This is a genomic window from Haemophilus haemolyticus (assembly GCF_003351405.1).
Classification (GTDB): Bacteria; Pseudomonadota; Gammaproteobacteria; order Enterobacterales; family Pasteurellaceae; genus Haemophilus; species Haemophilus haemolyticus_N.
Map to the genome: position 1 here is coordinate 1,077,314 of NZ_CP031240.1, position 26,536 is coordinate 1,103,849.

23 protein-coding genes, 1 pseudogene and 1 riboswitch are annotated in these 26,536 nt (G+C 38.8%); of the genes and pseudogenes, 16 read left to right on the plus strand and 8 right to left on the minus strand.

The features are described from left to right. Positions 1-34: 34 nt before the first annotated feature. Together leuS and yggU are read right to left on the minus strand one after the other, a co-directional pair. A complete protein-coding gene (gene leuS, locus DV427_RS05445; protein ID WP_114891575.1) occupies positions 35-2,620 on the minus strand; it encodes a leucine--tRNA ligase in 2,586 nt (861 codons plus the stop codon). A gap of 128 nt (positions 2,621-2,748) precedes the next feature. Continuing rightward, positions 2,749-3,036, minus strand: coding sequence for a DUF167 family protein YggU (gene yggU, locus DV427_RS05450; RefSeq protein ID WP_005631228.1), 288 nt, complete (start codon positions 3,034-3,036; stop codon positions 2,749-2,751). A gap of 151 nt (positions 3,037-3,187) precedes the next feature. Between yggU and uppS the strand changes: the two genes are divergently transcribed. The 6 genes from uppS to lpxD all read left to right on the plus strand — a co-directional run bounded on the left by uppS (position 3,188) and on the right by lpxD (position 10,289). Further along, positions 3,188-3,907 carry a polyprenyl diphosphate synthase gene (gene uppS, locus DV427_RS05455; RefSeq protein WP_114891576.1) on the plus strand — a complete coding sequence of 240 codons (720 nt, stop codon included), beginning with the start codon at positions 3,188-3,190 and terminating at the stop codon, positions 3,905-3,907. A 20-nt stretch (positions 3,908-3,927) separates the two neighbouring features. Beyond that, positions 3,928-4,794 (plus strand): phosphatidate cytidylyltransferase, encoded by an 867-nt coding sequence (locus DV427_RS05460; protein ID WP_111696442.1) that lies wholly within the window; start codon positions 3,928-3,930, stop codon positions 4,792-4,794. Positions 4,795-4,803: 9 nt separating this feature from the next. After that, the gene (rseP, locus tag DV427_RS05465; protein WP_114891577.1) at positions 4,804-6,135 is read left to right on the plus strand and encodes a sigma E protease regulator RseP; all 1,332 of its coding nucleotides are present in this window, start codon (positions 4,804-4,806) and stop codon (positions 6,133-6,135) included. 19 nt (positions 6,136-6,154) lie between these two features. Then, positions 6,155-8,533 carry an outer membrane protein assembly factor BamA gene (gene bamA / locus DV427_RS05470; RefSeq protein WP_114891578.1) on the plus strand — a complete coding sequence of 793 codons (2,379 nt, stop codon included), beginning with the start codon at positions 6,155-6,157 and terminating at the stop codon, positions 8,531-8,533. Positions 8,534-8,645: 112 nt separating this feature from the next. Beyond that, positions 8,646-9,251 (plus strand): OmpH/Skp family outer membrane protein, encoded by a 606-nt coding sequence (locus DV427_RS05475; protein ID WP_114891579.1) that lies wholly within the window; start codon positions 8,646-8,648, stop codon positions 9,249-9,251. Positions 9,252-9,263: 12 nt separating this feature from the next. After that, a complete protein-coding gene (gene lpxD / locus DV427_RS05480) occupies positions 9,264-10,289 on the plus strand; it encodes a UDP-3-O-(3-hydroxymyristoyl)glucosamine N-acyltransferase (RefSeq protein WP_114891580.1) in 1,026 nt (341 codons plus the stop codon). Between the two features lie 175 nt (positions 10,290-10,464). Here lpxD and tsf read toward each other — a convergent pair whose 3' ends face one another. From tsf to DV427_RS05495, 3 genes are all read right to left on the minus strand, one after another. Then, positions 10,465-11,316 (minus strand): translation elongation factor Ts, encoded by an 852-nt coding sequence (tsf, locus tag DV427_RS05485; RefSeq protein ID WP_005627519.1) that lies wholly within the window; start codon positions 11,314-11,316, stop codon positions 10,465-10,467. A gap of 133 nt (positions 11,317-11,449) precedes the next feature. Then, the gene (gene rpsB, locus DV427_RS05490) at positions 11,450-12,172 is read right to left on the minus strand and encodes a 30S ribosomal protein S2 (RefSeq protein WP_005645552.1); all 723 of its coding nucleotides are present in this window, start codon (positions 12,170-12,172) and stop codon (positions 11,450-11,452) included. A 177-nt stretch (positions 12,173-12,349) separates the two neighbouring features. Then, positions 12,350-13,114 carry a class I SAM-dependent methyltransferase gene (locus DV427_RS05495; protein ID WP_114891581.1) on the minus strand — a complete coding sequence of 255 codons (765 nt, stop codon included), beginning with the start codon at positions 13,112-13,114 and terminating at the stop codon, positions 12,350-12,352. A gap of 238 nt (positions 13,115-13,352) precedes the next feature. Here DV427_RS05495 and DV427_RS09560 point away from each other — a divergent pair. Beyond that, a pseudogene (locus tag DV427_RS09560) lies at positions 13,353-13,630 on the plus strand (IS3 family transposase); the annotation flags it as partial. A 160-nt stretch (positions 13,631-13,790) separates the two neighbouring features. Here DV427_RS09560 and hpf read toward each other — a convergent pair. The 3 genes from hpf to arcA all read right to left on the minus strand — a co-directional run bounded on the left by hpf (position 13,791) and on the right by arcA (position 16,852). Beyond that, on the minus strand, positions 13,791-14,114 hold the full coding sequence (gene hpf / locus DV427_RS05500) for a ribosome hibernation-promoting factor, HPF/YfiA family (RefSeq protein WP_114891582.1): 324 nt from the start codon (positions 14,112-14,114) through the stop codon (positions 13,791-13,793). Between the two features lie 235 nt (positions 14,115-14,349). Then, entirely contained in the window at positions 14,350-15,720 is a 1,371-nt protein-coding gene (locus tag DV427_RS05505; RefSeq protein ID WP_114891583.1) for an alanine/glycine:cation symporter family protein, read from the minus strand. Between the two features lie 111 nt (positions 15,721-15,831). Next, positions 15,832-15,942: riboswitch (glycine riboswitch) on the minus strand. Between the two features lie 199 nt (positions 15,943-16,141). Beyond that, entirely contained in the window at positions 16,142-16,852 is a 711-nt protein-coding gene (arcA, locus tag DV427_RS05510; protein WP_114891584.1) for a two-component system response regulator ArcA, read from the minus strand. Positions 16,853-17,042: 190 nt separating this feature from the next. On the opposite strand from arcA, the gene DV427_RS05515 reads away from it, so the two are divergent. The 9 genes from DV427_RS05515 to rhlB all read left to right on the plus strand — a co-directional run bounded on the left by DV427_RS05515 (position 17,043) and on the right by rhlB (position 26,526). Continuing rightward, entirely contained in the window at positions 17,043-18,782 is a 1,740-nt protein-coding gene (locus DV427_RS05515) for a protein-disulfide reductase DsbD (protein ID WP_114891585.1), read from the plus strand. 111 nt (positions 18,783-18,893) lie between these two features. After that, on the plus strand, positions 18,894-19,298 hold the full coding sequence (locus DV427_RS05520) for a DoxX family protein (protein ID WP_114891586.1): 405 nt from the start codon (positions 18,894-18,896) through the stop codon (positions 19,296-19,298). A gap of 181 nt (positions 19,299-19,479) precedes the next feature. Then, entirely contained in the window at positions 19,480-21,078 is a 1,599-nt protein-coding gene (gene purH / locus DV427_RS05525) for a bifunctional phosphoribosylaminoimidazolecarboxamide formyltransferase/IMP cyclohydrolase (protein ID WP_114891587.1), read from the plus strand. A gap of 184 nt (positions 21,079-21,262) precedes the next feature. Then, positions 21,263-22,552: a phosphoribosylamine--glycine ligase gene (gene purD / locus DV427_RS05530; protein WP_114891588.1), complete on the plus strand. Its 1,290-nt coding sequence runs from the start codon at positions 21,263-21,265 to the stop codon at positions 22,550-22,552. A 123-nt stretch (positions 22,553-22,675) separates the two neighbouring features. Then, positions 22,676-23,941, plus strand: coding sequence for a serine hydroxymethyltransferase (gene glyA / locus DV427_RS05535; protein WP_114891589.1), 1,266 nt, complete (start codon positions 22,676-22,678; stop codon positions 23,939-23,941). Beyond that, on the plus strand, positions 23,938-24,234 hold the full coding sequence (locus DV427_RS05540) for a DUF1294 domain-containing protein (RefSeq protein ID WP_114891590.1): 297 nt from the start codon (positions 23,938-23,940) through the stop codon (positions 24,232-24,234). The genes glyA and DV427_RS05540 overlap by 4 nt, the downstream gene beginning before the upstream one ends. A 108-nt stretch (positions 24,235-24,342) precedes the next feature. Beyond that, positions 24,343-24,963: a dephospho-CoA kinase gene (gene coaE / locus DV427_RS05545; protein ID WP_114891591.1), complete on the plus strand. Its 621-nt coding sequence runs from the start codon at positions 24,343-24,345 to the stop codon at positions 24,961-24,963. Next, complete coding sequence (gene yacG, locus DV427_RS05550; protein WP_005634195.1) at positions 24,956-25,162, plus strand: DNA gyrase inhibitor YacG; 207 nt, start codon at positions 24,956-24,958, stop codon at positions 25,160-25,162. Before coaE ends, yacG begins: the two co-directional genes overlap by 8 nt. Positions 25,163-25,278: 116 nt before the next feature. Beyond that, positions 25,279-26,526, plus strand: a complete 1,248-nt coding sequence (rhlB, locus tag DV427_RS05555) for an ATP-dependent RNA helicase RhlB (RefSeq protein WP_162790266.1) — start codon at positions 25,279-25,281, stop codon at positions 26,524-26,526. The last annotated feature ends 10 nt before the right edge of the window (positions 26,527-26,536 follow it).

A 26,536-nucleotide genomic window follows, 5' to 3' on the forward strand; every position in this document is an offset into this window, starting at 1 on the left:
CTGTGAAATATCAATATTCCACAGATTCTACGGATTATGGTTTAACCACAAAATTCAACATTTTTAATGGAATATAGATTTCTTTAAGAATTTCTTTTCCATCAAGGAATTTTGCAACATTAGGATCTGCTTTCGCTGTCGCTTTAATTTCTTCTTCTGAAGAGGTTGCAGGAACAGTCACTTTTCCACGAACCTTGCCGTTTACTTGCACAACAATGAGTTTTTCATCTTCTACCATTGCGGCTTCATCAGCTTTCACCCATTCAGCGGTATCGATGTTGCTTTCATTTCCTAGCGCTTGCCATAATTCAAAGCAGATATGTGGCGTAATTGGATAAAGCATACGAACAACTGCACTTAATGCTTCCGCCATGACAGCACGATCTTGCTCGCTTTCTAAGGAAGCCTTAGTGAGTTTATTCATCAATTCCATTACTGCTGCAATCGCAGTATTAAATGTTTGACGACGACCAATATCATCGCTCACTTTCGCAATCGTTTTATGTACTTCACGACGAAGTGCTTTTTGCGCTGCTGAAAGTGCGGTGATATCTAGGCTAGTTTTTGCTGGGTTTTGTTGATATTGGTATACCAAATTCCAAACACGCCCTAAGAAACGTTTCGCGCCTTCTACGCCAGATTCTTGCCATTCCAAGGTCATTTCTGCTGGAGAGGCAAACATCATAAAGAGACGAACAGTATCGGCGCCATATTTTTCTACCATTTCTTGTGGGTCAATACCGTTATTTTTGGATTTCGACATTTTGGTCATGCCACTGTGGACTAATTCACGCCCTTCAGGATCGGTGGCTTTAATGATGCGACCTTTCTCATCACGATCAAGAGTCACTTGAGTTGGGCTCACCCAAATACGCTCATTGGTTGGACTGGTGTAGTAGAAGGCATCTGCAAGCACCATACCTTGACACAATAATTTATCGGCTGGTTCGTCACTGGTTACAAATCCTGCATCACGTAATAATTTGTGGAAGAAACGGAAGTAGAGCAAGTGCATTGTTGCGTGTTCAATACCACCAATATATTGATCCACTGGTAACCAATAGTTTGCTTCTTCCGCATCAAGCATGCCATTTTGATATTGTGGACAAGTGTAGCGCGCGTAATACCAAGAGGATTCCATAAAGGTATCAAAGGTATCCGTTTCTTTTAACGCTGGTGCGCCGTTGAGCGTCGTTTTTGCCCAATTAGGATCAGCTTTAATTGGGCTTTTCACGCCATCCATTACCACATCTTCAGGCAGAATAATAGGTAAATCTTCCATTGGTGCAGGTACTACATCGCCATTTTCAAGGGTTAGCATCGGAATTGGCGCACCCCAATAACGTTGGCGAGAAACGCCCCAGTCACGTAAACGGTAATTCACTTGACGTTTTCCAACACCTAATTTTTCTAATTTATCTGCAATTCCGTTGAAAGCGCCATCAAAATCTTTACCATCAAACTCGGCTGAGTTCACTAATTTACCGTGTTCAACGAAAGCTTGTTTGGTTAAATCAATTTCTTCATCTGCAAGCGGTGCGATCACTTGTTTAATTGGCAAACTGTATTTCTGAGCAAATTCAAAGTCACGTTGGTCGTGAGCTGGAACCGCCATGACAGCACCTGTGCCATAGTGCATTAACACGAAATTCGCAACCCAAATTGGTAATTTTTCACCCGTCAATGGATGAATGGCAAATAAGCCCGTTGCCATTCCTTTTTTCTCCATTGTCGCAAGATCAGCTTCTGCTACTTTTGCGTTTTTCGCTTCTTGGATAAAGGTGGCTAATTCAGGATTATTTTGAGCCGCTAAACTTGCTAATGGATGTGCTGCCGCAATGCCTAAATAACTCACTCCGTAAAAGGTATCTGGACGCGTGGTGTAAACCGCTACTTTTTTGTTGGTATCTGCAACATCAAAGGTAATTTCTACCCCTTCAGAACGACCGATCCAGTTGCGTTGCATAGTTTTTACCATGTCTGGCCATTGTGGAAGGGTATCTAAACCACCTAATAATTGCTCTGCATAGTCAGTAATTTTGATAAACCATTGTGGGATTTCTTTTTGTTCCACAGGTGTATCACAACGCCAGCAACAACCTTCGTGTACTTGCTCGTTTGCGAGTACGGTTTCATCATTCGGACACCAGTTTACTGTTGAGGTTTTTTTGTATACTAAGCCTTTTTTGTAAAGCTCAGTGAAGAACCATTGTTCCCATTTGTAGTATTCTGGTTTACAGGTTGCCATTTCACGATCCCAGTCGAAACCAAAGCCTAAAAGCTGAAGTTGTTTTTTCATGTAGGCAATGTTTTCGTATGTCCATTTAGCAGGTGCGGTTTTGTTTTTGATCGCCGCACCTTCTGCCGGCAAGCCGAAAGCATCCCAACCAAATGGTTGCAACACGTTTTTACCTAGCATACGTTGATAACGAGAAATTACATCACCAATAGTGTAGTTGCGCACATGCCCCATATGCAGGCGACCCGATGGATATGGGAACATAGAAAGACAGTAATATTTTTCTTTAGATTCGTCTTTGATTGCTTTAAAAACTTTATTTTCTGCCCAATATTGTTGAACCTTTGGTTCGATCATATCGGGGCGATATTGTTCTTGCATAAAATCACCTTAAATTTTAACCGCACTTTTGCAGCATTTTGACAATAGAAAATGTGGCATAGAATACCGTAAAAAGGCATAAATTGATAGGGCAGGAGACCAAAGTGCGGTGATTTTTTTCTTTGTTTTTACAATAGATTTTGAATTTCTTTTGGAATTAATTTGGGTTCAGGAATCCAAACTTGTTTGTGTCTGCTCAATTCCCCTTTTTCTAAAATAATACTGCTTTTGGGCACTTTGAAGGATTTACTTAAAAATTTCAATAAATGCGCATTTGCTTGACCATCAACAGGTGGCGCAGTAATGGTAATTTTTAGTTCATCATCGTGAATGCCAGCAATATGATCTTTACTGGCTTTTGGCTGTAAGAATATTCTTAATCTAATGCCGTCTTTATTTTGTTCAATCGCAGACATAAATTCTCATTTTGTTTATTTTTCTTTATTATAAAAATGAATTATGTAAAAAATAAAGTGTGGATCAGGGATCGCTAATCCATAGCAAGCAAATACAACTTATGATATAGTTCACAGCCGAATTTATAGGGATCTTTTTATAATAAAAATAATGATAGAGCTCGATCAAAACAATATTCCAAAACACGTTGCCATTATTATGGATGGTAATGGGCGGTGGGCAAAACAGAAAAATAAAATGCGCATTTTTGGCCATACCAATGGCGTATCTGCAGTTCGTCGAGCGGTAAGTTATGCTCGCCAAACTGGAGTAAATTTTCTTACACTTTACGCCTTTAGTAGCGAAAATTGGAATCGACCAGAGCAAGAAGTCAGCGCGTTAATGACGCTTTTTATGCAAGCTTTAGATCGCGAAGTGAAAAAATTACATAAAAATAATATTCGTCTGAAAATTATTGGCGATGTATCTCGTTTTAGTGAATCTTTGCAAGAAAAAATTTCAAAAGCGGAAAATTTAACAGAAAAAAATACCGCACTTACGCTCAATATCGCTGCAAATTACGGTGGATGTTGGGATATTGTACAGGCGACAAAGCAACTAGCAGAAAAAGTAAAAAATAATGAAATGAACGTTGACGAGATTGATGAAATTGCTTTTCAGCGTTATTTGGTTACACAAGATGAACCACCAGTTGATCTATTAATTCGTACCAGTGGTGAACAACGAATTAGTAATTTTTTATTATGGCAAATTGCATATGCAGAACTTTATTTTTCTGATGTGCTGTGGCCAGATTTTGATGAGGCGGAATTTAACCGCGCCATCGCCTGTTATCAACAACGTCATCGCCGTTTTGGTGGGACAGAATAATTCATAAATGGATTAAAATTATGCTTAAACAACGAGTTTTATCTGCCATTGTGTTAATCGCAGCGGTGTTATGTGCGCTATTTTTATTCACGCCTTTTTATTTTGCCCTCGCTCTAGGGGCTGTGGCGACTTTAGGCGTTTGGGAATGGACCCAGTTTGCTCGCCTTAAACAGCCTTTAGCGCGTTTTTGTGTTGCCGCTTTTTTAGGCGCATTTATCTTTTTATGGCTCTATACTGAGGGAAACTATTTAGATGCCGGTCGTGTGTTTGAACAGCACCTTCAGCTCTTATTGATGAACGCTGTTGGTTGGTGGATTTTAGCTTTATTACTTGTGGTGAGTTATCCTAAATCAGCTAAATTTTGGTCTAAAAATCCTCTTTTACAGCTTTTATTTGCCTTTTCTACTTTAATCCCATTTATCGCGGGGGTATTACGTTTACGTTTAGAACACTATACCCATGATCCTTATCACGGCTTATTTTTATTACTTTATGTATTTGTGCTTGTTTGGGCGGCTGATTCTGGTGCTTATTTTAGCGGACGCGCATTTGGTAAACGTAAACTTGCGCCAAAAGTTTCACCTGGTAAAAGCTGGGAAGGCGTTGTTGGTGGCTTAATTACAGCGTTAGTGCTTGCTTTTGTATTTATTCATTTCTCTGGCGATGCTTTAGTTGGTGAGCGAAATATCTCTGGATTTGTTATTCTTTCCGTTGCCACAGTTGCAATTTCAGTATTGGGTGATTTAACTGAAAGTATGTTTAAACGTGAGTCTGGTGTGAAAGACAGCAGCCAATTGATTCCTGGTCATGGCGGTGTATTAGATCGCATTGATAGCTTGACTGCAGCGGTACCTTTTTTCAGCTACTTCTATTTCTTTGTGTTATAAGGATTTTGAATGTCATTTTTGTGGTCGCTAGGTTCTTTTATCATTGCTATTGCGGTATTGGTATCCGTTCACGAATATGGTCACTTTTGGGCTGCTAGAAAGTGCGGTATAAAAGTCCATCGTTTTTCAATTGGCTTTGGTAAGGTAATTTGGAAACGAATCGATAAGCATGGTACAGAATTTGCGGTTTCAATGATTCCTTTAGGCGGCTATGTCAAAATGCTTGATGGACGTAATGAAGCGGTTCCAGTTGAACAAAAGTCACAATCATTTGACAGTAAAAGTGTATTACAACGCTCATTTGTGATTATCGCCGGTCCTTTGGCAAATTTTATTTTCGCGATTTTTGCTTATTGGGTCATCTATCTTTATGGAATGCCAAGTGTTAAACCTGTAATTGAGTCGATAACGCCAAGTTCAATCGCTGCACAAGCGTACATTGAACCTAATACACAAATTCTAGCGGTTGATGGAGAAGAAACTCAAGATTGGGAAACCATCAACATGCTGCTTGCCACAAAAATGGGTGAGCCTAATGTTGAAATTACCCTTTCTCCTTTTGGTTCTAATATTGAACAACAACGCACTTTAGATCTTACAAATTGGACTTTTGATCCTGAAAAAGAAAGTGCTTTTGAGGCATTAGGGATTATGCCTATGCGTCCTAAAATTGAAATGGTGCTTTCTAAAGTTGTTCAAGATTCTCCTGCTGAAAAAGCTGGTTTACAAATTGGTGATAAAATTTTAAAAGAAAATTTAACCGCACTTCCTTGGCAAGATTTTATAAAACAGGTCGAACAAGGCGAATCTTTTTCTATTAAAGTTGAACGTAATGGGGAAATGCTTGACAAAATTATCACTCCAGTGCGTAATCAGAGTGGAAAATGGTTTGTGGGGTTAAGCCCAACTTTCGTAAAATTATCTGATGAATATCGTACCGAATTAAAATATGATATTCTTGAATCCTTACAAAAAGGCATTGAAAAAACAGGTCAACTTTCTGTTTTAACCTTGAAGGTGTTAGGAAAACTAATTACGGGTGATTTGTCATTAAATAATTTAAGCGGCCCTATTTCTATAGCGAAAGGTGCTGGTGCATCTGCTAATATTGGATTGGTGTATTTTTTAAGCTTTATGGCATTGATTAGTGTGAATTTAGGAATTATGAATTTATTCCCATTGCCTGTATTAGATGGCGGCCATTTAGTTTTTTTAGCTATGGAAGCTGTTAAAGGAAAACCTGTTTCTGAGCGGGTGCAAAGCATCTGTTATCGAATTGGCGCAGCACTGTTATTAAGCTTAACGGTGTTTGCATTATTTAATGATTTTTTACGTCTATAATTTATATAGGATACAATCGATGAAAAAACTTCTAATCGCAAGTTTATTATTCGGTACGACAACGACTGTGTTTGCCGCACCTTTTGTGGCAAAAGATATTCGTGTGGATGGTGTTCAAGGTGACTTAGAACAACAAATCCGAGCAAGTCTACCAGTTCGTGCCGGTCAGCGTGTGACTGACAATGATGTGGCTAATATTGTCCGCTCTTTATTCGTAAGTGGTCGATTCGATGATGTGAATGCACATCAAGAAGGCGATGTACTTGTTGTTAGCGTTGTGGCTAAATCCATCATTTCAGATGTTAAAATCAAAGGTAACTCTGTTATTCCAACTGAAGCACTTAAACAAAACTTAGATGCTAACGGTTTTAAAGTTGGCGATGTTTTAATTCGAGAAAAATTAAATGAATTTGCAAAAAGTGTAAAAGAGCACTATGCAAGTGTAGGCCGCTATAACGCAACAGTTGAACCTATTGTAAATACCTTACCAAATAATCGTGCTGAAATTTTAATTCAGATTAATGAAGATGATACAGCAAAATTAGCATCATTAACTTTCAATGGTAATGAATCTATTAGTAGCAGTACGTTGCAAGAGCAAATGGAATTACAACCTGATTCTTGGTGGAAATTATGGGGTAATAAATTTGAAGGCGCTCAGTTCGAGAAAGATTTACAGTCAATTCGAGATTATTATTTAAATAATGGTTATGCCAAAGCACAAATCACTAAAACTGATGTTCAGCTAAATGATGAAAAAACGAAAGTAAATGTAACCATTGATGTCAATGAAGGTTTACAGTATGACCTTCGAAGTGCTCGTATTGTTGGTAATGTGGGTGGTATGGCTTCTGAACTTGAACCGTTACTTTCTTCATTACATTTAAATGACATTTTCCGTCGCAGTGATATTGCCGATGTTGAAAATGCGATTAAAGCAAAATTGGGTGAACGTGGTTACGGTAGTGCAACGGTGAATGCTGTACCTGATTTTGATGATGCAAATAAAACCTTAGCAATTACTTTTGTTGTTGATGCTGGTCGACGTTTAACTGTTCGTCAACTACGCTTTGAAGGAAATACTGTTTCAGCAGATAGTACTTTACGTCAAGAAATGCGTCAACAAGAAGGGGCGTGGTATAACTCGCAATTAGTTGAGTTAGGTAAAATCCGTTTAGATCGTACAGGATTCTTCGAAACCGTAGAAAACCGAATTGATCCTGTAAAAGGTACGGATGACGAAGTAGATGTCGTGTATAAAGTTAAAGAGCGTAATACAGGTAGTATCAACTTTGGTATTGGTTACGGTACAGAGAGTGGTATTAGTTATCAAGCTAGTGTTAAACAAGATAATTTCTTGGGAACTGGTGCTTCAGTTAGCCTTGGTGGAACACGTAATGACTACGGTACTAGCGTAAATTTAGGTTATGTTGAGCCGTATTTCACGAAAGATGGAGTCAGTTTAGGTGGCAATGTTTTCTTTGAAAACTATGACAACTCTAGAAACGATACCTCTTCTAATTATAAACGTACGACTTATGGTGGTAACGTTACTTTAGGTTTTCCTGTAAATGAAAATAACTCTTACTATGTAGGATTAGGTTACACCTATAATAAAATTAGTAACTTTGCGACAGAATATAGCCGTGAACTATATATGAAATCAATGAACTTTAATGGAAATGCCATTAAAACAAATGACTTTGATTTCTCATTTGGTTGGAATTATAACAGTCTCAATAGAGGATATTTCCCAACTAAAGGGGTTAAAGCAAGTCTTGGTGGACGAGTTACAACTCCTGGTTCTGATAATAAATACTATAAATTAAGTGCAGATGTTCAAGGATTCTATCCATTAGATAGAGATCACCGTTGGGTAATGTCGGCAAAAGCATCTGTTGGCTATGCAAATGGATTTGGTAACAAACGCTTGCCATTCTATCAATATTATACTGCGGGCGGTATTGGCTCTTTACGTGGATTTGCATATGGTGCTGTTGGACCTAATGCTATTTATTTAAATCCAACCCAAAATAAATGGGTGCCAAGCACAGATGTGGTGGGTGGTAATGCAATAGCTACAGCTAGTGCAGAGTTAATTGTGCCAACTCCATTTGTAGGAGACAAAGGCCAAAATTCTGTTAGAACCTCATTATTTGTTGATGCGGCAAGTGTGTGGAATACAAAATGGAAATCCGATAAAGCATTAAACGCAAGTATTGCTGCGTTAAATTTACCTGATTATGGAAAAGCTAGTCGAGTTCGTGCATCTGCTGGGGTTGGTTTCCAATGGCAATCACCTATTGGACCATTGGTATTCTCTTATGCCAAACCGATTAAAAAATATGAAAATGATGATGTAGAACAATTCCAATTTAGTATTGGTGGTTCTTTCTAATTAGATTGAACTTTTTTCATCATTCGAATGTCAAAGATAACATTCTCTGCCTAATTTTATTAGGTAGAGAAAACATTAAACAAACCACTATTTAATTAAGGATATTTATCAAATGAAAAACATCGCAAAAGTAACCGCACTTGCTTTAGGTATCGCACTTGCTTCAGGCTATGCTGCAGCGGAAGAAAAAATTGCTTTCATTAATGCAGGTTATATTTTCCAAAATCACCCGGATCGCCAAGCGGTAGCGGATAAACTTGATGCTGAATTTAAGCCTGTAGCTGAAAAATTAGCTGCAAGTAAGAAAGACGTTGATGATAAAATCGCAGCTGCTCGTAAAAAAGTAGAAGCAAAAGTTGCGGCTTTAGAAAAAGATGCACCTCGCTTACGTCAAGCAGATATTCAAAAACGCCAAGAGGAAATTAATAAATTAGGTGCAGCTGAAGATGCTGAATTACAAAAATTAATGCAAGAACAAGATAAAAAAGTTCAAGAGTTCCAAGCGCAAAATGAAAAACGTCAAGCAGAAGAGCGTGGTAAATTATTAGATAGTATTCAAACTGCTACAAATAATTTAGCAAAAGCGAAAGGTTATACTTATGTGCTTGATGCAAATTCAGTTGTATTTGCGGTAGAGGGTAAAGACATCACAGAAGAAGTGCTAAAATCTATTCCTGCTAGTGAAAAAGCAGCTGCTAAAGCAGAAGAGAAAAAATAATAGGTTCTCATAATGCAAAAATCCTATTCTTTACAAGAATTGGCAACTCAAATCGGCGCTACCGTTCGCGGTAACGCCGATGTTGTTGTTGAGAATATCGCTCCACTCGATAAAGCCCAATCAAATCAACTTACTTTTATTTCTAACGCAAAATTCCGTGCATTATTAAAAGATTCTAACGCAGGAATTTTGGTTGTTTCTGAAGAGGATGTCGAACACTGTTCTTCAGAAAGCAATTTACTTATTGTTAAAGATCCTTATGTAGCTTACGCAATTTTGGCTCAATATATGGATAGCACACCAAAGGCTGCGCAAGGCATTGCAAAAAGTGCGGTAATTTTTGATAGTGCTTCTTTAGGTGAGAATGTTTCAATTGGTGCCAATGCAGTGATTGAGGAAGGCGTTGTACTTGGTGATAACGTGATCATTGGTGCAAACTGCTTTGTTGGTAAAAATACCAAGATAGATTCAGGCACTCAACTTTGGGCTAATGTAACTGTTTACCATAACGTTGAGATTGGCACTAATTGCTTAATTCAATCAGGAACAGTCATCGGTAGTGATGGTTTTGGTTACGCAAATGATCGTGGTTGTTGGGTTAAAATTCCACAAGTAGGCCAAGTAATAATTGGTAATAACGTTGAGATTGGTGCGAATACCTGTATCGATAGAGGCGCATTAGACGCAACAATTATTGAAGATAACGTGATTATCGATAACCTTTGTCAAATTGCACATAATGTTCATATCGGCACAGGTACAGCGGTTGCTGGTGGCGTTATCATGGCGGGTAGTTTGACTGTTGGACGTTATTGCTTAATTGGCGGTGCAAGTGTGATTAATGGCCATATGGAAATTTGTGATAAAGTTACGATTACTGGAATGGGAATGGTTATGCGCCCAATTACAGAGCCCGGTGTATATTCTTCAGGTATTCCATTGCAAACGAATAAAGAATGGCGTAAAACAGCAGCACTGACGTTAGGTATTGATGGAATAAATAAACGTTTAAAAGCGTTAGAAAAGAAAATTTCTTAATTTCTTCTGAAGTTTTATTACAAAATCCACACTTTAAAAGTTTACTATTAAAGTGTGGATTTTTTATTTTACTAAACGTAAATTAAAAAGATTAAGTCCATTAATTAAATTATCCTATAAAACAAATAAGCCCAACTTAGGTTGGGCTTATTAATATATAGTTGTCTTTGAAGAATTATGCGTTACCGCCAGTGATTTTCGCTACTTCAGCAGCAAAGTCTTCTTCTTTTTTCTCGATACCTTCACCAACTTCTAAACGGATGAAGTTAGAAACTGAAGTGTTTACTGATTTTAAGAAGTCACCTACAGATACAGAAGGATCCATTACGAATGGTTGGCCAGTTAATGAAACTTCACCAGTGAATTTCTTCATACGACCTTCAACCATTTTCTCTGCAATTTCTTTTGGTTTACCAGAGTTAACTGCGATGTCGATTTGGATTTGGCGTTCGTGTTCAACTACTTCTGCTGATACATCTTCTGGATTTACGAATTCTGGTTTAGATGCTGCTACGTGCATTGCTACTTTTTTAAGTTCATCTGCAGAACCTTGACCTGCAACTAATACACCGATTTTCGCGCCGTGTAAGTATTGAGCAATTACTTGACCATCTAAGTAAGCAACACGACGTATGTTCATGTTCTCACCGATTTTAGCCACTAATGCAGCGCGTTTTTCTTCGAATTGTGCTTGTAATGCTTCGATAGTTGTACCTTTGTTTGCTGCTGCGAAATCAGCTACTTCGTTTGCTAAGCCTAAGAAACCAGCATCTTTTGCTACGAAGTCAGTTTCACAGTTCATTTCAACTAATACACCGAAACCATTTTCTACACGAGCAAGGATAACACCTTCAGCTGCAACGCGGCCTGCTTTTTTAGCTGCTTTAGCTTGACCAGATTTACGCATATTGTCGATTGCTAACTCGATATCACCGTTTGCTTCAACTAATGCTTTTTTACATTCCATCATACCTGCGCCGGTACGTTCACGAAGTTCTTTTACTAATGATGCTGTGATTTCAGCCATTTTAAAAATCCTCTGTCGAAAATGCGATTTATTTTGACCGCACTTTTAGATAAAAATATAGGGGCTAAATTTTAGCCCCTATGCCAATTAATCGTTTGATTATTAAGGGCTTCGCCTTATTGCAAAACTTAAATTATTCTGCGTCAGCTGCTAATTCTTCAGCAACTTGAGCTTCGTTACCACGACCTTCTTTAACCGCTGCTGCAGCTGCAGAAACGTAAAGTTGGATTGCACGAGTCGCATCATCGTTACCTGGGATAACGAAATCTACGCCAGCTGGAGTTGAGTTAGTATCAACGATAGCAAATACAGGAATACCTAGGTTGTTTGCTTCTTTAACTGCGATATGTTCGTGGTCTGCACCGATAACGAATAACGCATCTGGTAAGCCGCCCATATCTTTGATACCACCAAGGCTTAATTCAAGTTTTTCCATCTCACGGCTACGCATTAACGCTTCTTTTTTGGTTAATTTATCAAAAGTACCGTCTTGAGATTGGGTTTCTAAATCTTTTAAACGTTTAATTGATTGACGAACTGTTTTCCAGTTAGTCAACATACCACCTAACCAACGGTGGTTTACGTAATATTGCTGACAATCTAATGCTGCTGCTTGAACTGCTTCAGACGCTGCACGTTTTGTACCAACGAATAATACTTTACCGTTGTTGCTAGCAATGCGAGTTAATTCCGCTAAAGCTTCGTTGAATAAAGGTAAAGTTTTTTCAAGATTGATGATGTGAACACCGTTACGAGCACCAAAAATGAAAGGTTTCATTTGTGGGTTCCAGTAACGAGTTTGGTGTCCGAAGTGTACGCCTGCGTTGATCATGTCGCGCATTGAAACTTGTGCCATAATATTTTCCTTTTGTTGGGGTTGAGCCTCCACATATCAGCTAATCGACCGTTTGGCACCCCGATTAAGCCTTGTTGATATGTGTGTGTTGTTAGTAATTAAAAAGCTGCTTTTGAAAGGCAAAAACAGCGGGGCGATTTATACCATAAAGTGAGGTTAAAAACCAGTTTATTTTGTTTATTTCTCTACTTTTATTGCTTTGATAAATAACAACGGTGGGCGGTGGGATAAATCTTTAAATTCATTATGCCATTGCGGTTGATCGGCAAGCATGGGTTCTTCCATTTGCTCGATTTGAAACCCTGCATGAATTAAATTATTGATAATTGTTGCTGTTGTTCGATGATAGGTTTGAAACGGCTGTTTGAACCAATTTCTATTGCGTTTTCCTTCTTCTCGATAATGATTTAAACGATAAGCAATTTGCTGTTTTTTGTCATTTTTTTCCCAGCGTTCCCCTTCTTTATGGCAAGTCGTAATCGGATGCTCTTGGGAAAAAACTAATGTGCCGTTAGGTTTAAGTTTGTTGGCAATAGAAGCTAATAAAGCGAGAAAATCTTCAATATAATGAAAAGCAAAAGAGCTGGTAATGATATCAAAATCACTTTCTGGCAATTCTGCTAATTTTTCCATCGGTAACTGATATAACGAAAAACGTCCAGAAAATTGACCGCATTTTTGCAGATCTTTTTCAGCTTGTTCGAGCATTTTTTCGGAAAGATCGGTTCCGATGACTTTATCTGCCCCTTGTTCTAGATAAAGTTGTAAATGTCCTCCAGTGCCACAGCCTAAATCGAGTAATTTTTTCCCTTTTAAATCAGGCAACAGTGAGAGCATGGTAGGCTTTTCAACAATTTCATTGAGACTAATTGGATTTGCACGGAGTTTCTGATAAAGCTCAAAGAAGTTTTCTTGGTCATAAACGCTAGTTTTATTATTCATCTCGTATCCTATATTACAAATAAAAAAGGGGAATATTGATCTGCTGTCCCGAAATTCATATTAAAACAACTAACTGATTAAAGTGTAGATTTTTTATGACTAACTATAACCAACTCTTCAAACAACAAATGAGCAATGTTTATCTTCAATGCAATAAAAATCATTCTCTCCCCTAAGGCATCTTAAACGTCCCGAACAAACATTACATCGTTGAATGTAAACAATTTAATCTTGGTAGAATCAATGGTTACAAGTCTCTGAAAGACAAGGTATAAACAGCTTAATGCCTAAAAGTCATCCAACGCCCTAAAATGCTACTTAAGTCTAAAATACGAGAAGAAACGTTGGAATTAGAGAATCTCAAACTTTATGCGGAGAATGCTATTCTAGAAAAGTTATAAGTCTCAACTAACAGAAAAAGCCACAATCGTCAAAGCATTAAGGATGGATTTTCTAATTCAGATATTGCTTGATTTAACGGCGTTAGCACTCAATGTTTTCTTTTGTCATGAAAAGTGGATATTCATTATTACCACCATGAGAGTATTCGGTGTAAACTAAAAAACTAAGCCCTGTGAATCACAGAGCTTAGTCCTTGATTTAATAACTTAACTTTTTGGGGAGGGATAAAATTTCACCGCTCTTTTGCTTTTCTTTGTTTAGTTTATTTTCAATACTAGTTTTCAAACGAATCTTTTAAGCGTTCATCTGTTCGTCGAGATTCACTTTTATGTTGAAGCTTATTGAGCTGGCGCTCTAATTTTTCTTCAACTTCATTAATTGCTTTATACATATCATCTGAGGTTGCACTTGCCAATAAATTGCCCAATGGCGTGCCAATAGATGCTTCTACAGTAAATCCATTCGGTACTTTGTTTAAAACAAAATGGGGGTTAATTAACTGTGTTTGCCATTTACCTAATTTCGCGAGTCTTTCCTCCACGTGTTCACGAATTGCAGGGGTGATTTCCATTTGTTTGCTGGTGATATTAAGTGTCATAGCATTTACCTCTTTGTTGCGTGATTTACAGTTTTCTTTAATTACAAAATAGCTTTCTTAATTCGGGTTTTCAAGGGCTTTAAGAGAAAATATCAAAGTAATTTTTAAAAATATGATCTATGTCTAATTTCTGAAAAAAGCTGCTTTTCTTTCTAAGATAAGTTGTTAAGATGGGAAATTGTGATAAGAAAAAAAGGTGTGGATGTTGACTGTATCTACACCTTTTTTCATTTGATTATTCTACGATTTCATCTTGATCGTGATGATTTATTTTCAATCGTTGGAAATAGTCTTTTGTTTCTTCAATCACAATTTTTCTCAATCCAATGAGTGCGATGAGATTTGGGAAGGCCATTAAACCATTTACGATATCGGCAATAATCCAGATTAAATTTAAGTGTAAGAATGAGCCTAACCCCACCAACACAATATAAGCTAAACGATATAGTTTTACGCCGCGAATACCAACGAGATAAACAAAGCAACGTTCACCGTAGTAACACCAGCCTAAAATAGTTGTGAATGCAAAAAATAATAAACCGACGGTTACAATCGTTGCGCCAATTGATGCCCCTAAACCTTGTGCAAAGGCGTAGTTTGTTACTGTTGCACCCGCTAATTCAGGGTTATTCCAAGCGCCTGTTAACACTAATACAATACCAGTCATTGTACAAACGATGATGGTATCCAAGAATGTACCTGTCATGGAAATTAAGCCTTGGCGGACAGGTTCACGAGTTTGTGCCGCTGCAGCTGCAATTGGTGCACTTCCTAAACCTGATTCATTGGAGAAAATACCTCGAGCGACGCCTGATTGAATAGCCTTCATTACGGTAAAGCCAACAGTTCCGCCTAGCGCAGCCTGAGGTTCAAAAGCACTATAAATAATTAATGAGATCGCATCTGGTACTTTTTCTATATTTAAAAGGATAATAACCAGTGAAGTAGTGACATATAAAATTGCCATAAACGGTACAATTAGCGATGATGCGGTTGCGATACGTTTTACACCACCAAGAATGATTAAGCCGACTAAAAGCGTAACAATAATTGCAGTAACTAAAACGGGAATATTAAAAGTATCTTGCATTGCATGGGTAATCGCATTGACCTGTGGGAATGTACCGATCCCGAAAAAGGCAACCATTACACCAAATAATGCAAATAATTTTGCTAGCCATTTGATACCTAGACCGCGTTCAATGTAATACATTGGACCGCCAGCCATAAAGCCATTTTTATCGCGAACACGGTATTTAACTGCGAGTAAACATTCGGCATATTTTGTTGCCATTCCTAACAAGGCGACTAGCCACATCCAAAAAATAGCGCCAGGCCCACCTGCTTGTACAGCAGTTGCAACGCCCACAATATTCCCAGTTCCGATCGTTGCTGCTAATGCGGTACAAAGTGCGGCAAAAGATGAGACATCGCCTTTTCCACCTTTATCTTTTTTAAATAAATAACCCAGCGCACGTGGTAAATAGCGAATTTGAATAAAGCCTAAACGTAGCGTTAAATAGAGCCCTGTGCCCGATAAGAGTATGAGTAGCGGTGCGCCCCAAATAAAGCTATCAATAGCTGAAAGAATTGACTCAATTGTCATGTGATTCCTCGTCGTTTAAATCAAAAATAAACACGACAAGAAGACGAAAAGATACAATGGAAAAGAAAGTGCGGTGAAAAGATTGATAATTTCCACACTTACGATAGATTGTCTTTTGCCCCTGTCCTTTTGCCTGAGCGTTTGAAAAACGATTGAAAAATTAACCGCTCTTTTGCGCCTTCGGCGTCCATTTCTAAAATGGATCTCTCCAAGGGTTCGTCCAGTAACAGTCCCTGCCATCGCACCTGAAAGATTTTACATCGTCGGTGTGGGGTCAATTCCCCCGCTCTCCAGCTACCTTCATCCGAACTCACTTTTCATTGTGACAATCACAATGAAAGCGTATGGATTCTATCAAAATGGGAAATTAATTTCAAAAAGGAATTTTAAAATAGTCTCTCAGTTGATAGAAATAATGACTTTATTCTATATCCCCACAAAAACGATATCCTTCACCATGCACCGTCATAATGATATTTGGAGTATTAGGATGATCTTCAAAATGTTTTCTAATGCGTCGAATTGTGACATCTACAGTTCGATCCTGAGGTTTCAATTCACGTCCCGTCATTTTTTTTAGTAATTCTTCGCGAGTTTGTAATTTTCCTGGATTTTCACAGAAATGTAGCATTGCACGAAATTCACTGCGCGGAAGTTTAAATTCTTGACCTTCTGGCGTAATTAAACTGTGGCTATTTAAGTCTAATTTCCAGCCATTAAAACGATAGAATTCTCGACCAAATGTATTTTCTTTTTCTTGATGCGGCATTGTACGATGCAATAGATTACGTGCACGGATAGTCAATTCTCGAGGGTTAAACGGCTTGGTTAAATAATCGTCGGCACCGATTTCTAGCCCTAGAATTTTATCGACTTCATTATCACGACCAGTTAGGAATATTAGTGGCAAGTTGAGTTCTTCGCGAAGCTCTCTTGCTAATAATAAACCGTTTTTACCTGGTAAATTAATATCCATCACCACCAAATTAATACTGTGGTTTTCCAACATGTGATGCATCTCTGCGCCATTTTCTGCTTCAAGCACATCATACCCTTCCGCTTCAAAAATCCCTTTAAGCGTATTTCGGGTAACGATTTCATCTTCAACAACGAGAATTTGTGGAGTAGCCATTTTCCATCCTTATACTTATTTTGGTGTATGCTATCATGATTCCATTCTAGCGGTGTAACATTGTTGTAACAATAAAAAAGTGCGGTTATTTTTTATAAGATTTTCCTTTTTATGATCTAAATCATAGTTTTAGATATTCAAATTTCTTTGTGATAGAATTTAGCGCATTTTTACTTTTCCTTTCAATTCTATGAAAAAACTTTTTCTTTTTTTTACACTGATTTTTACCGCACTTGCAGCTAACGCAGGTCTATTTGATAAAAAACAATCTTTCTTGAAAGTAGATGATGCTTTTGCATTCTCTGCCACTTTATCTACGGATAAAAGTCAATTACAGGTTCATTGGGACATTGCTGATGGCTATTATTTATATCAAGATAAGATTAGTGCTGAATTAGTGGGTAAATCGGATGTTCTCACTTTGCATGCTCAACAAGCAGCTGAATTACATCAAGATCCTTATTTTGGTGAAGTGAAGGTGTTTACTCGCTCAATTGATGGAGTATTTAGTGGCGCATTTAGCAATGCTGATGAACAGGTTGAAATCAGTTATCAAGGGTGTACTGAAGGTTTTTGCTATCCGCCTGAAACTAAAGTATTACGCATTGGGGATTTAGCTGTTTCTCAAGAGAAAACTGTCGAAAAAACAGTTGAAAAAAATACCGCACTTTTATCTGAACAAGATCGTTTAGCTAATGGTTTATTCCATAGTAAATGGGCGATTTTTGGTTTCTTTTTATTGGGATTGGGGCTGGCTTTTACGCCTTGCGTATTGCCAATGTTACCGTTACTTTCTGCCATTGTTATCGGCCAGCAACAACGTCCAAATATGATGCGAGCGTTTAGTTTAGCTTTTCTTTATGTTCAAGGTATGGCACTGACTTACACCTTGTTAGGGCTTGCAGTAGCGGCTATCGGTTTGCCGTTTCAAATCGCTTTGCAACATCCTTATGTGATGATCGGGCTTTCTATTTTATTTGTTGTGCTTGCCCTTTCAATGTTTGGCTTATTTACTATTCAATTGCCAAATAGCTTACAAAATAAATTGAATACATGGAGTCAAAAACAAACCTCGGGCGCTTTTGGCGGTTCCTTTGCGATGGGCATGATTGCTGGGCTTGTGGCATCACCTTGCACATCTGCACCACTTTCTGGTGCTTTACTTTATGTGGCGCAAAGTGGTGATTTATTCACTGGAGCAGCGACCCTTTATTTGCTCGCACTTGGTATGGGCGTGCCGCTAATGTTAATCACATTGTTTGGTAATAAAATTTTGCCAAAATCAGGTGAGTGGATGAACACAGTGAAACAAACATTCGGCTTTGTTATGTTAGCATTACCTGTGTTTTTGCTTTCTCGTATTTTGCCTGAAGTATGGGAGCCACGCTTATGGGCTGGATTAGCGACAGCATTCTTTATTTGGTTTGCGTTGCAGATGCCTAAGAGTGGTTTTGGCTACGCAATTAAAATTATTAGTTTTGCTTTGGCTATGGTTTCCGTACAACCTTTGCCAAATTGGATTTGGCAAACTCAGACCACAACACAAAGTGCGGTAGAAAATAAGCCTGTTTCTCAGGTTAAATTTAAGCAAATTAAAAATATTGAAGAATTTGACCGCACTTTAGCTGAAAATCCGCATTTGATCGCGATGTTGGATTTATACGCGGATTGGTGTGTGGCTTGTAAAGAATTTGAAAAGCTGACTTTTTCAGATCCAAAAGTGCAACAGCAATTTCAAAATATCTTATTGTTACAAGTGAATATGACAAAGAATAGCCCAGAAAATAAAGCATTAATGGAACGCTTTAATGTTATGGGATTACCCACAATTTTATTTTTTGATAAGCAAAATAATGAGATTCAAGGAAGTAGAGTAACGGGCTTTATGGATGCCGATTCTTTTTCTAATTGGATTGAAAAGCTACTTTAGTTATTTTCTACTTTTGGTAAAAAGTATTTTTCAATTTTAATTATTGTTTAACTATCCGTTAAAGATTAATATAGTGCTGTTTTAATTCATCTTTAAACAAAAGGAAAGTAAATGAATAAGCTTGAAAAATATCGCCCTTATGTATTAGCTCTATTACGCATCACTGCTGCTTACATGTTTATCTTACATGGCACAGCAAAATTTTGGGAGTTTCCAATTTCTATGACGGGTGGAAATGGCCCGGTCGGTGATTCAATGATGATTGTAGGTGGCGTGATTGAAATTGTTGGCTCAATCTTATTAATTTTAGGATTATTTACGCGCCCAGCTGCATTTATTTTATCTGGCCAAATGGCTTTTGCGTATTTCTTTATGCATGTGGCTGGAAAAGGGAATTTACTATTCCCAATTGCAAATGGCGGTGAGCTTGCGTTACTTTACTCTGTACTCTTCTTATATTTTGTATTTTCTGGTGCAGGTGCTTGTGCCTTAGATAACAAGTTTTTTAAAAAGTAGTTTAATTGTAGTTTCATAATTTAATCCTTTTATTTGCCCACATTTATGTGGGCTTTTTTATGCTTGAAATTTACCGCACTTTATTCTGATTATATTTTATTTAATCTTTTCTATATTTGCGCAAACGTTTGCGCTATAATTCACTCCGCTTATTTTTAACCATTTAATGAAGGAAAATGTAATGACAGATCGTCCAATTCGTCAGGCTTTACTCAGTGTTTCGGATAAAACCGGTATCGTAGAATTTGCTCAAGGCTTAGTACAGCGTGGTGTAAAACTACTTTCCACAGGCGGTACCGCAAAATTGTTGGAGCAGCATGGTTTGCCGGTGACTGAAGTGTCTGATTATACGGGATTCCCAGAAATGATGGACGGTCGTGTGAAAACCTTACACCCAAAAGTGCACGGCGGGATTTTAGGTCGTCGTGGTACAGATGATGCCATCATGCAGCAATATGGCATTGAAGGCATTGATATGGTGGTGGTGAATTTATATCCTTTCGCCGCAACCGTGGCGAAACCAGATTGCACCTTGGCTGATGCGGTAGAAAATATCGATATCGGTGGACCAACCATGGTGCGTTCTGCAGCGAAAAACCATAAAGATGTGGCGATCGTGGTGAATAATCAGGATTTCAACGCAATTCTTGCAGAGATGGATAAACATCAAAACAGCCTAACGCTTGAAACCCGTTTTGATCTTGCCATCAAAGCGTTCGAACATACAGCCCAATACGATTCCATGATTGCTAACTATTTCGGTCAGTTGGTGAAACCTTATCATGTTGCTGCTGAAGAAGATGCGGAGGCGAAGTGCGGTCAATTCCCACGGACTTTAAATTTGAACTTCGTACGTAAACAAACTATGCGTTACGGCGAAAACGCCCATCAAAATGCTGCGTTTTATGTGGATCTCAATGTAAAAGAAGCGAGTGTGGCGACGGCAAACCAACTGCAAGGTAAGGCTTTGTCTTATAACAATATTGCCGACACCGACGCAGCCCTTGAATGCGTAAAAGAATTTGATGAGCCGGCCTGTGTGATTGTGAAACACGCCAATCCATGCGGCGTGGCCTTAGGCAAAGACATTTTAGAGGCCTACAACCGTGCCTATCAAACAGACCCAACCTCAGCCTTTGGCGGCATCATTGCTTTTAACCGTGAATTAGACGAAAAAACGGCAAATGAAATTGTAGAACGTCAATTTGTGGAAGTGATTATCGCACCGAAAGTGTCTGCGGAAGCTATTGAAGTGGTGAAACGTAAGAAAAATGTACGTTTGCTTGAATGTGGAGAATGGCAAGCACGTACCCAACGTTTAGATTTCAAACGTGTGAACGGTGGCTTGTTGGTGCAAGATGCAGATTTAGGCATGGTGGGCTTGGATGATTTAAAAGTGGTGAGTAAACGTCAACCAACTGAACAAGAATTAAAAGACTTATTATTCTGCTGGAAAGTGGCGAAATTCGTGAAATCGAATGCCATTGTTTATGCCAAAGATAACCAAACTATTGGTATCGGAGCAGGCCAAATGAGCCGCGTGTATTCGGCCAAAATTGCCGGTATTAAAGCGCAAGATGAGGGCTTGGAAGTGGCAGGTTGTGTGATGGCATCTGATGCTTTCTTCCCATTCCGTGACGGCATTGATGCAGCGGCGAAAGTAGGTATTCAATGTGTGATCCATCCAGGTGGTTCAATGCGCGATCAAGAAGTCATTGATGCAGCGGATGAGCATAATATGGTGATGGTATTAACTGGAATGCGGCATTTTAGACATTAATTTATCTAACTATCCCCTCTTTAGCAAAGAGGGGAAAGGGAGATTTGGCAGAAGTGATTTCAAGCTCATACTAAATTCAATATCGTTTAAATCTCCCCCCTAGTCCCCTCTTTACAAAAGAGGGGGAATTGCAAGTAAAAAATAGCCGCACTTTTTTAAATTAAGCATACACAAGGACTACAACATGAACATCCTCATCATCGGAAATGGCGGTCGTGAACACGCTCTGGCTTGGAAAGCGGCGCAATCTCCATTAGCGGATAAAATTTTCATTGCGCCGGGCAATGCAGGGACGGCGTTGGAACACAAAGTAGAAAACGTGAATATTTCTGCAACAGATATTCCCACATTGGTGAAATTTGCTCAAGATAAGCAAGTTGGATTAACCATTGTTGGCCCAGAAGCTCCCTTAGTGATTGGTGTGGTTGATGCATTTCGTGAAGCTGGATTGAAAATTTTTGGTCCAACTCAAGCGGCTGCGCAATTGGAAGGTTCAAAAGCATTCACCAAAGATTTTCTCGCTCGTCATAAAATTCCAACGGCAGAATATCAGAACTTTACTGAAGTTGAGCCAGCGTTAGCTTACTTGCGTGAGAAAGGCGCACCAATTGTCGTTAAAGCGGATGGCTTGGCGGCAGGTAAAGGTGTGATTGTCGCGATGACGTTGCAAGAAGCGGAAGAGGCAGTGCGCGATATGCTTTCTGGCAATGCCTTTGGTGAAGCCGGCAGTCGAGTGGTCATTGAAGAATTTTTAGATGGCGAAGAGGCGAGCTTTATCGTCATGGTGGACGGCAAAAACGTCGAGCCTATGGCGACCAGCCAAGACCACAAACGTGTGGGGGAAAAAGACACGGGCTTGAACACCGGCGGCATGGGGGCTTATTCTCCTGCGCCTGTGGTGACACCTGAAATTCATGAGCGGGTGATGCGAGAAGTGATTTATCCAACGGTCAACGGCATGGCGGCAGAGGGCAATGTTTATACTGGCTTCCTGTATGCAGGATTAATGATTATGCCGAATGGTCAGCCGAAAGTGATTGAATTTAACTGTCGTTTTGGCGATCCAGAAACCCAACCGATTATGTTGCGTTTAGAATCGGATTTGGTGGAGCTTTGTCTTAAAGCCTGTGATGGCAAATTGGACGAAGTGAAATCCCAATGGAACCCGAAGGCTTCTTTAGGTATCGTATTAGCAGCAGAAGGTTATCCGGGAGATTATCGCAAAGGTGATGAAATCAGCGGTTTTCCTCAAAGTGCGGTCGAAAATGAGAAAGTTTTCTTAGCAGGTGTTGCAGAACAAGAAGGCAAGTTAGTCACGAACGGTGGTCGCGTGCTTTGCGCTACGGCATTGGGTAAAAGCGTATTTGAGGCACAACAGAAAGCGTTAAAATTGGCTGAGCAAATTCAATGGTCTGGGCGTTTTTATCGTCGAGACATTGGTTACAGAGCTGTGGAACGAGAGTTGCAAAAATAATTCATATCATTATGATGAATTAATTTCATTTAAGTGATGAAAATTTAGGAATGAAATTTTAATTAAGTTTTTATCCATAAACAGTTAAACTATCTGCCATAAATTACATAACAGGAGAACACAATGTTTACTAGAAATATGACTATCGCTGATTACGATCCCGTATTGTGGCAAGCGATTCAAGATGAAAATCGTCGTCAAGAAGAGCATATCGAACTAATTGCATCTGAAAACTATGCTAGTCCGCGCGTGATGGAAGCTCAAGGTTCACAATTCACTAATAAATACGCTGAAGGCTATCCAGGTAAACGTTATTACGGCGGTTGTGAGTATGCAGACATTGTGGAACAGTTAGCAATTGACCGTGCGAAAGAATTATTTGGTGCTGATTACGTGAATGTTCAACCGCACTCTGGATCACAAGCAAACGCTGCAGTGTATGGTGCATTGATTAATGCGGGCGATACTATTTTAGGTATGGATTTGGCTCACGGTGGGCACTTAACTCATGGTGCAAAAGTAAGTTTCTCTGGCAAGATTTATAACTCTGTGCTTTATGGAATTACTGCGGATGGCTTAATTGATTATGAAGATGTTCGTCAAAAAGCATTAGAATGTAAACCAAAACTTATCGTTGCGGGTTTCTCGGCTTATTCACAAGTTGTGGATTGGGCGAAAATGCGTGAAATCGCAGATGAAGTTGGTGCGTATTTATTTGTGGATATGGCGCATGTAGCAGGGTTAATTGCTGCGGGTTTATATCCAAATCCACTACCTCACGCACATGTTGTGACAACCACAACCCATAAAACATTGGGCGGTCCGCGTGGCGGTTTAATTCTTTCATCTTGTGGTGATGAAGAAATCTACAAAAAATTACAATCATCTGTATTCCCTGCAAACCAAGGTGGTCCATTAGTTCATATTATTGCGGCAAAAGCAGTTTGCTTTAAAGAAGCATTAGAGCCTCAATATAAAGAATACCAAGCAAATGTGTTGAGAAATGCAAAAGCAATGGTTGAAGTATTTAAACAACGTGGTTATGACGTTGTGTCAAATGGTACTGAAAACCACTTGTTCTTAGTAAGTTTCATCAAACAAGGATTAACTGGTAAAGCAGCAGATGCAGCTTTAGGCAAAGCAAATATTACTGTGAATAAAAACGCTGTACCAAACGATCCGCAAAAACCATTTGTTACTTCAGGTATTCGTGTCGGTACACCATCTGTGACTCGCCGTGGTTTCAATGAAAATGATGTGTGTGAATTAGCTGGCTGGATGTGCGATGTTTTAGATGCTTTAGGCAAAGAGAATGAAGAACAAGTGATTGCTGAAACTAAAGAAAAAGTGTTAGCAATTTGTAAACGTCTTCCAGTTTATCCGAAATGATTTATTTTCTTTCGTTGATTATATGGTTAGCGGCGATCAATATCGCCGCTTATTTTTTTATGTGGAGAGATAAAATTCGTGCCGTGCGTAACGAGTGGAGAATTCCTGAAAAAACATTTTTTCTGCTAAGCCTTTTAGGTGGTTTTATGGGAATACATTTAGCCATGAACCATTTTCGTCATAAAACGCTGCATTTTAGTTTTAAATTTATTGTTGTTATTAGTGCATTTCTTTGGGTTGTCGTTTTTCCATGGTTATATTTTTCTCTTATTTTTCAATATGTAAAAGCATGATAATGTAGATAAACTAATTTGTTATACCTCACTAAACATTGTGCTTGGAAAACTGATTTTTACTATCGTTATTTTGTATAATACTGAAAATTTTTTATGGGAAATCATATGACTTATATTGTTGGCTTAACTGGTGGCATTGGTAGTGGTAAAACAACGATTGCTAATTTATTTGCCGATCTTGGGGTACCTCTAGTGGATGCGGATGTGGTTGCTAGAGAAGTCGTCGCGAAAGATTCCCCTTTATTGTCTAAAATTGTTGAATATTTTGGTGCTCAAGTTTTAACGGAACAAGGCGAGCTTAATCGTGCCGCTTTACGAGAACGCGTGTTTAGTCATGATGAAGATAAATTGTGGTTAAATAATCTTTTACATCCCGCTATTCGTGAACGAATGAAACAACAATTAGCTGAACAAACTGCGCCTTACACATTATTTGTCGTCCCTTTATTAATCGAAAATAAATTGACCGCACTTTGTGATCGTATTTTGGTGGTGGATGTGAGTCCACAAACTCAACTTGCTCGTTCATCGCAACGGGATAACAATAATTTTGAACAAATTCAACGAATTATGAATTCTCAAGTTTCTCAACAAGAGCGTTTAAAATGGGCGGATGATGTGATTAACAATGATGCTGAATTGGCCCAAAACTTACCGCACTTGCAGCAAAAGGTGCTAGAATTGCACCAGTTTTATTTACAACAAGCGGAAAATAAAAATGTCTGACGAAATGATTGAAGTACCTTGTCCGATTTGCCAAAAATCTGTGCCTTGGACAAATGAAAGTACTTTTCGACCTTTTTGTAGCAAACGTTGCCAGTTAATCGATCTTGGCGAATGGGCGGCTGAAGAAAAAGCGATTCCAAGTGATACAGCTGATTTTGCAATGGATCCAAATGTGAGTGACGAATGGAGCATTAAATAGAGATGAACCGATAGGAAACCCTATCGGTTAATTTTTATAAGTGCGGTCCTTTTTTGAGGATTTTCCTTAAGCATGCTATGCTAAACGTAATTTTATTATTCTAAAATGTGATTTTTATGCAACAAGATTATTTAAGCCAACAACGATTCTCCGATCTTCCTCTACACCCGATTGTACGAGATGCTTTGGCAAAAAAAGGCTTTGATTTTTGTACCCCAATTCAGGCTTTATCCTTGCCTATCAGTTTAAATGGACGAGATGTCGCAGGACAAGCTCAAACTGGTACAGGCAAGACAATGGCTTTTTTAACGGCTACTTTTCACCATCTTTTAACTCACCAAGATCCTAATCTTGAATATCCTCACCCAAGAGCTTTGATTTTAGCACCTACTCGAGAATTAGCGGTGCAGATTAGTAATGACGCAGAATTTCTTGCAAAAGTAAGTGGATTAAAGACCGCACTTGCCTATGGGGGCGATGGTTATGACAAACAGCTACAAGCGATTGAGCATGGCGTCGATATTTTGATTGGTACGACTGGGCGAGTCATTGATTATGTGAAGCAAGGCATAATTAGTTTAGATGAAATTCAAGTTGTCGTGCTAGATGAAGCGGATCGAATGTTCGATCTTGGGTTTATCCGTGATATTCGTTATTTATTGCGTAAATGCCCCGCTCCGCAATCTCGTTTAACGATGTTATTTTCAGCGACACTTTCTTATAAAGTGCGTGAATTAGCATTTGAAGATATGAATGACCCTGAATATATTGAAATTGAACCAGAACAAAAAACAGGTCACCGAATTAAAGAAGAACTTTTTTATCCATCTAATCAAGATAAAATGGCACTTCTCTTAACCTTAATGGAAGATGAATGGCCTGAGCGCTGTATTGTGTTTGCGAATACGAAACATCGTTGTGAAGAAATTTGGGGTTATTTGGCGGCTGATGGGCATCGTGTCGGCTTACTGACTGGCGATGTAGCACAGAAAAAACGTTTGTCGTTATTGAAACAATTTACTGACGGCGATTTAGATATTCTAGTAGCAACAGATGTGGCCGCTCGTGGCTTACATATTTCTGATGTGACGCATGTTTTCAATTATGATTTACCTGATGATAGGGAAGATTACGTTCACCGAATCGGCCGTACTGGACGAGCAGGGGAAAGTGGCGTTTCGATTAGTTTTGCTTGTGAAGAATATGCGATGAATTTACCCGCTATTGAAGAATATATTGGTCATTCAATCCCTGTTAGCCAATATGAAACAGAAGCCTTGCTTGAACTGCCTAAACCGTATCGTTTAAAACGTGTAGCTCCGGCGCAAGGGCATACAAGACATCGTTCTTATCACACAAAATAGTGATATAATT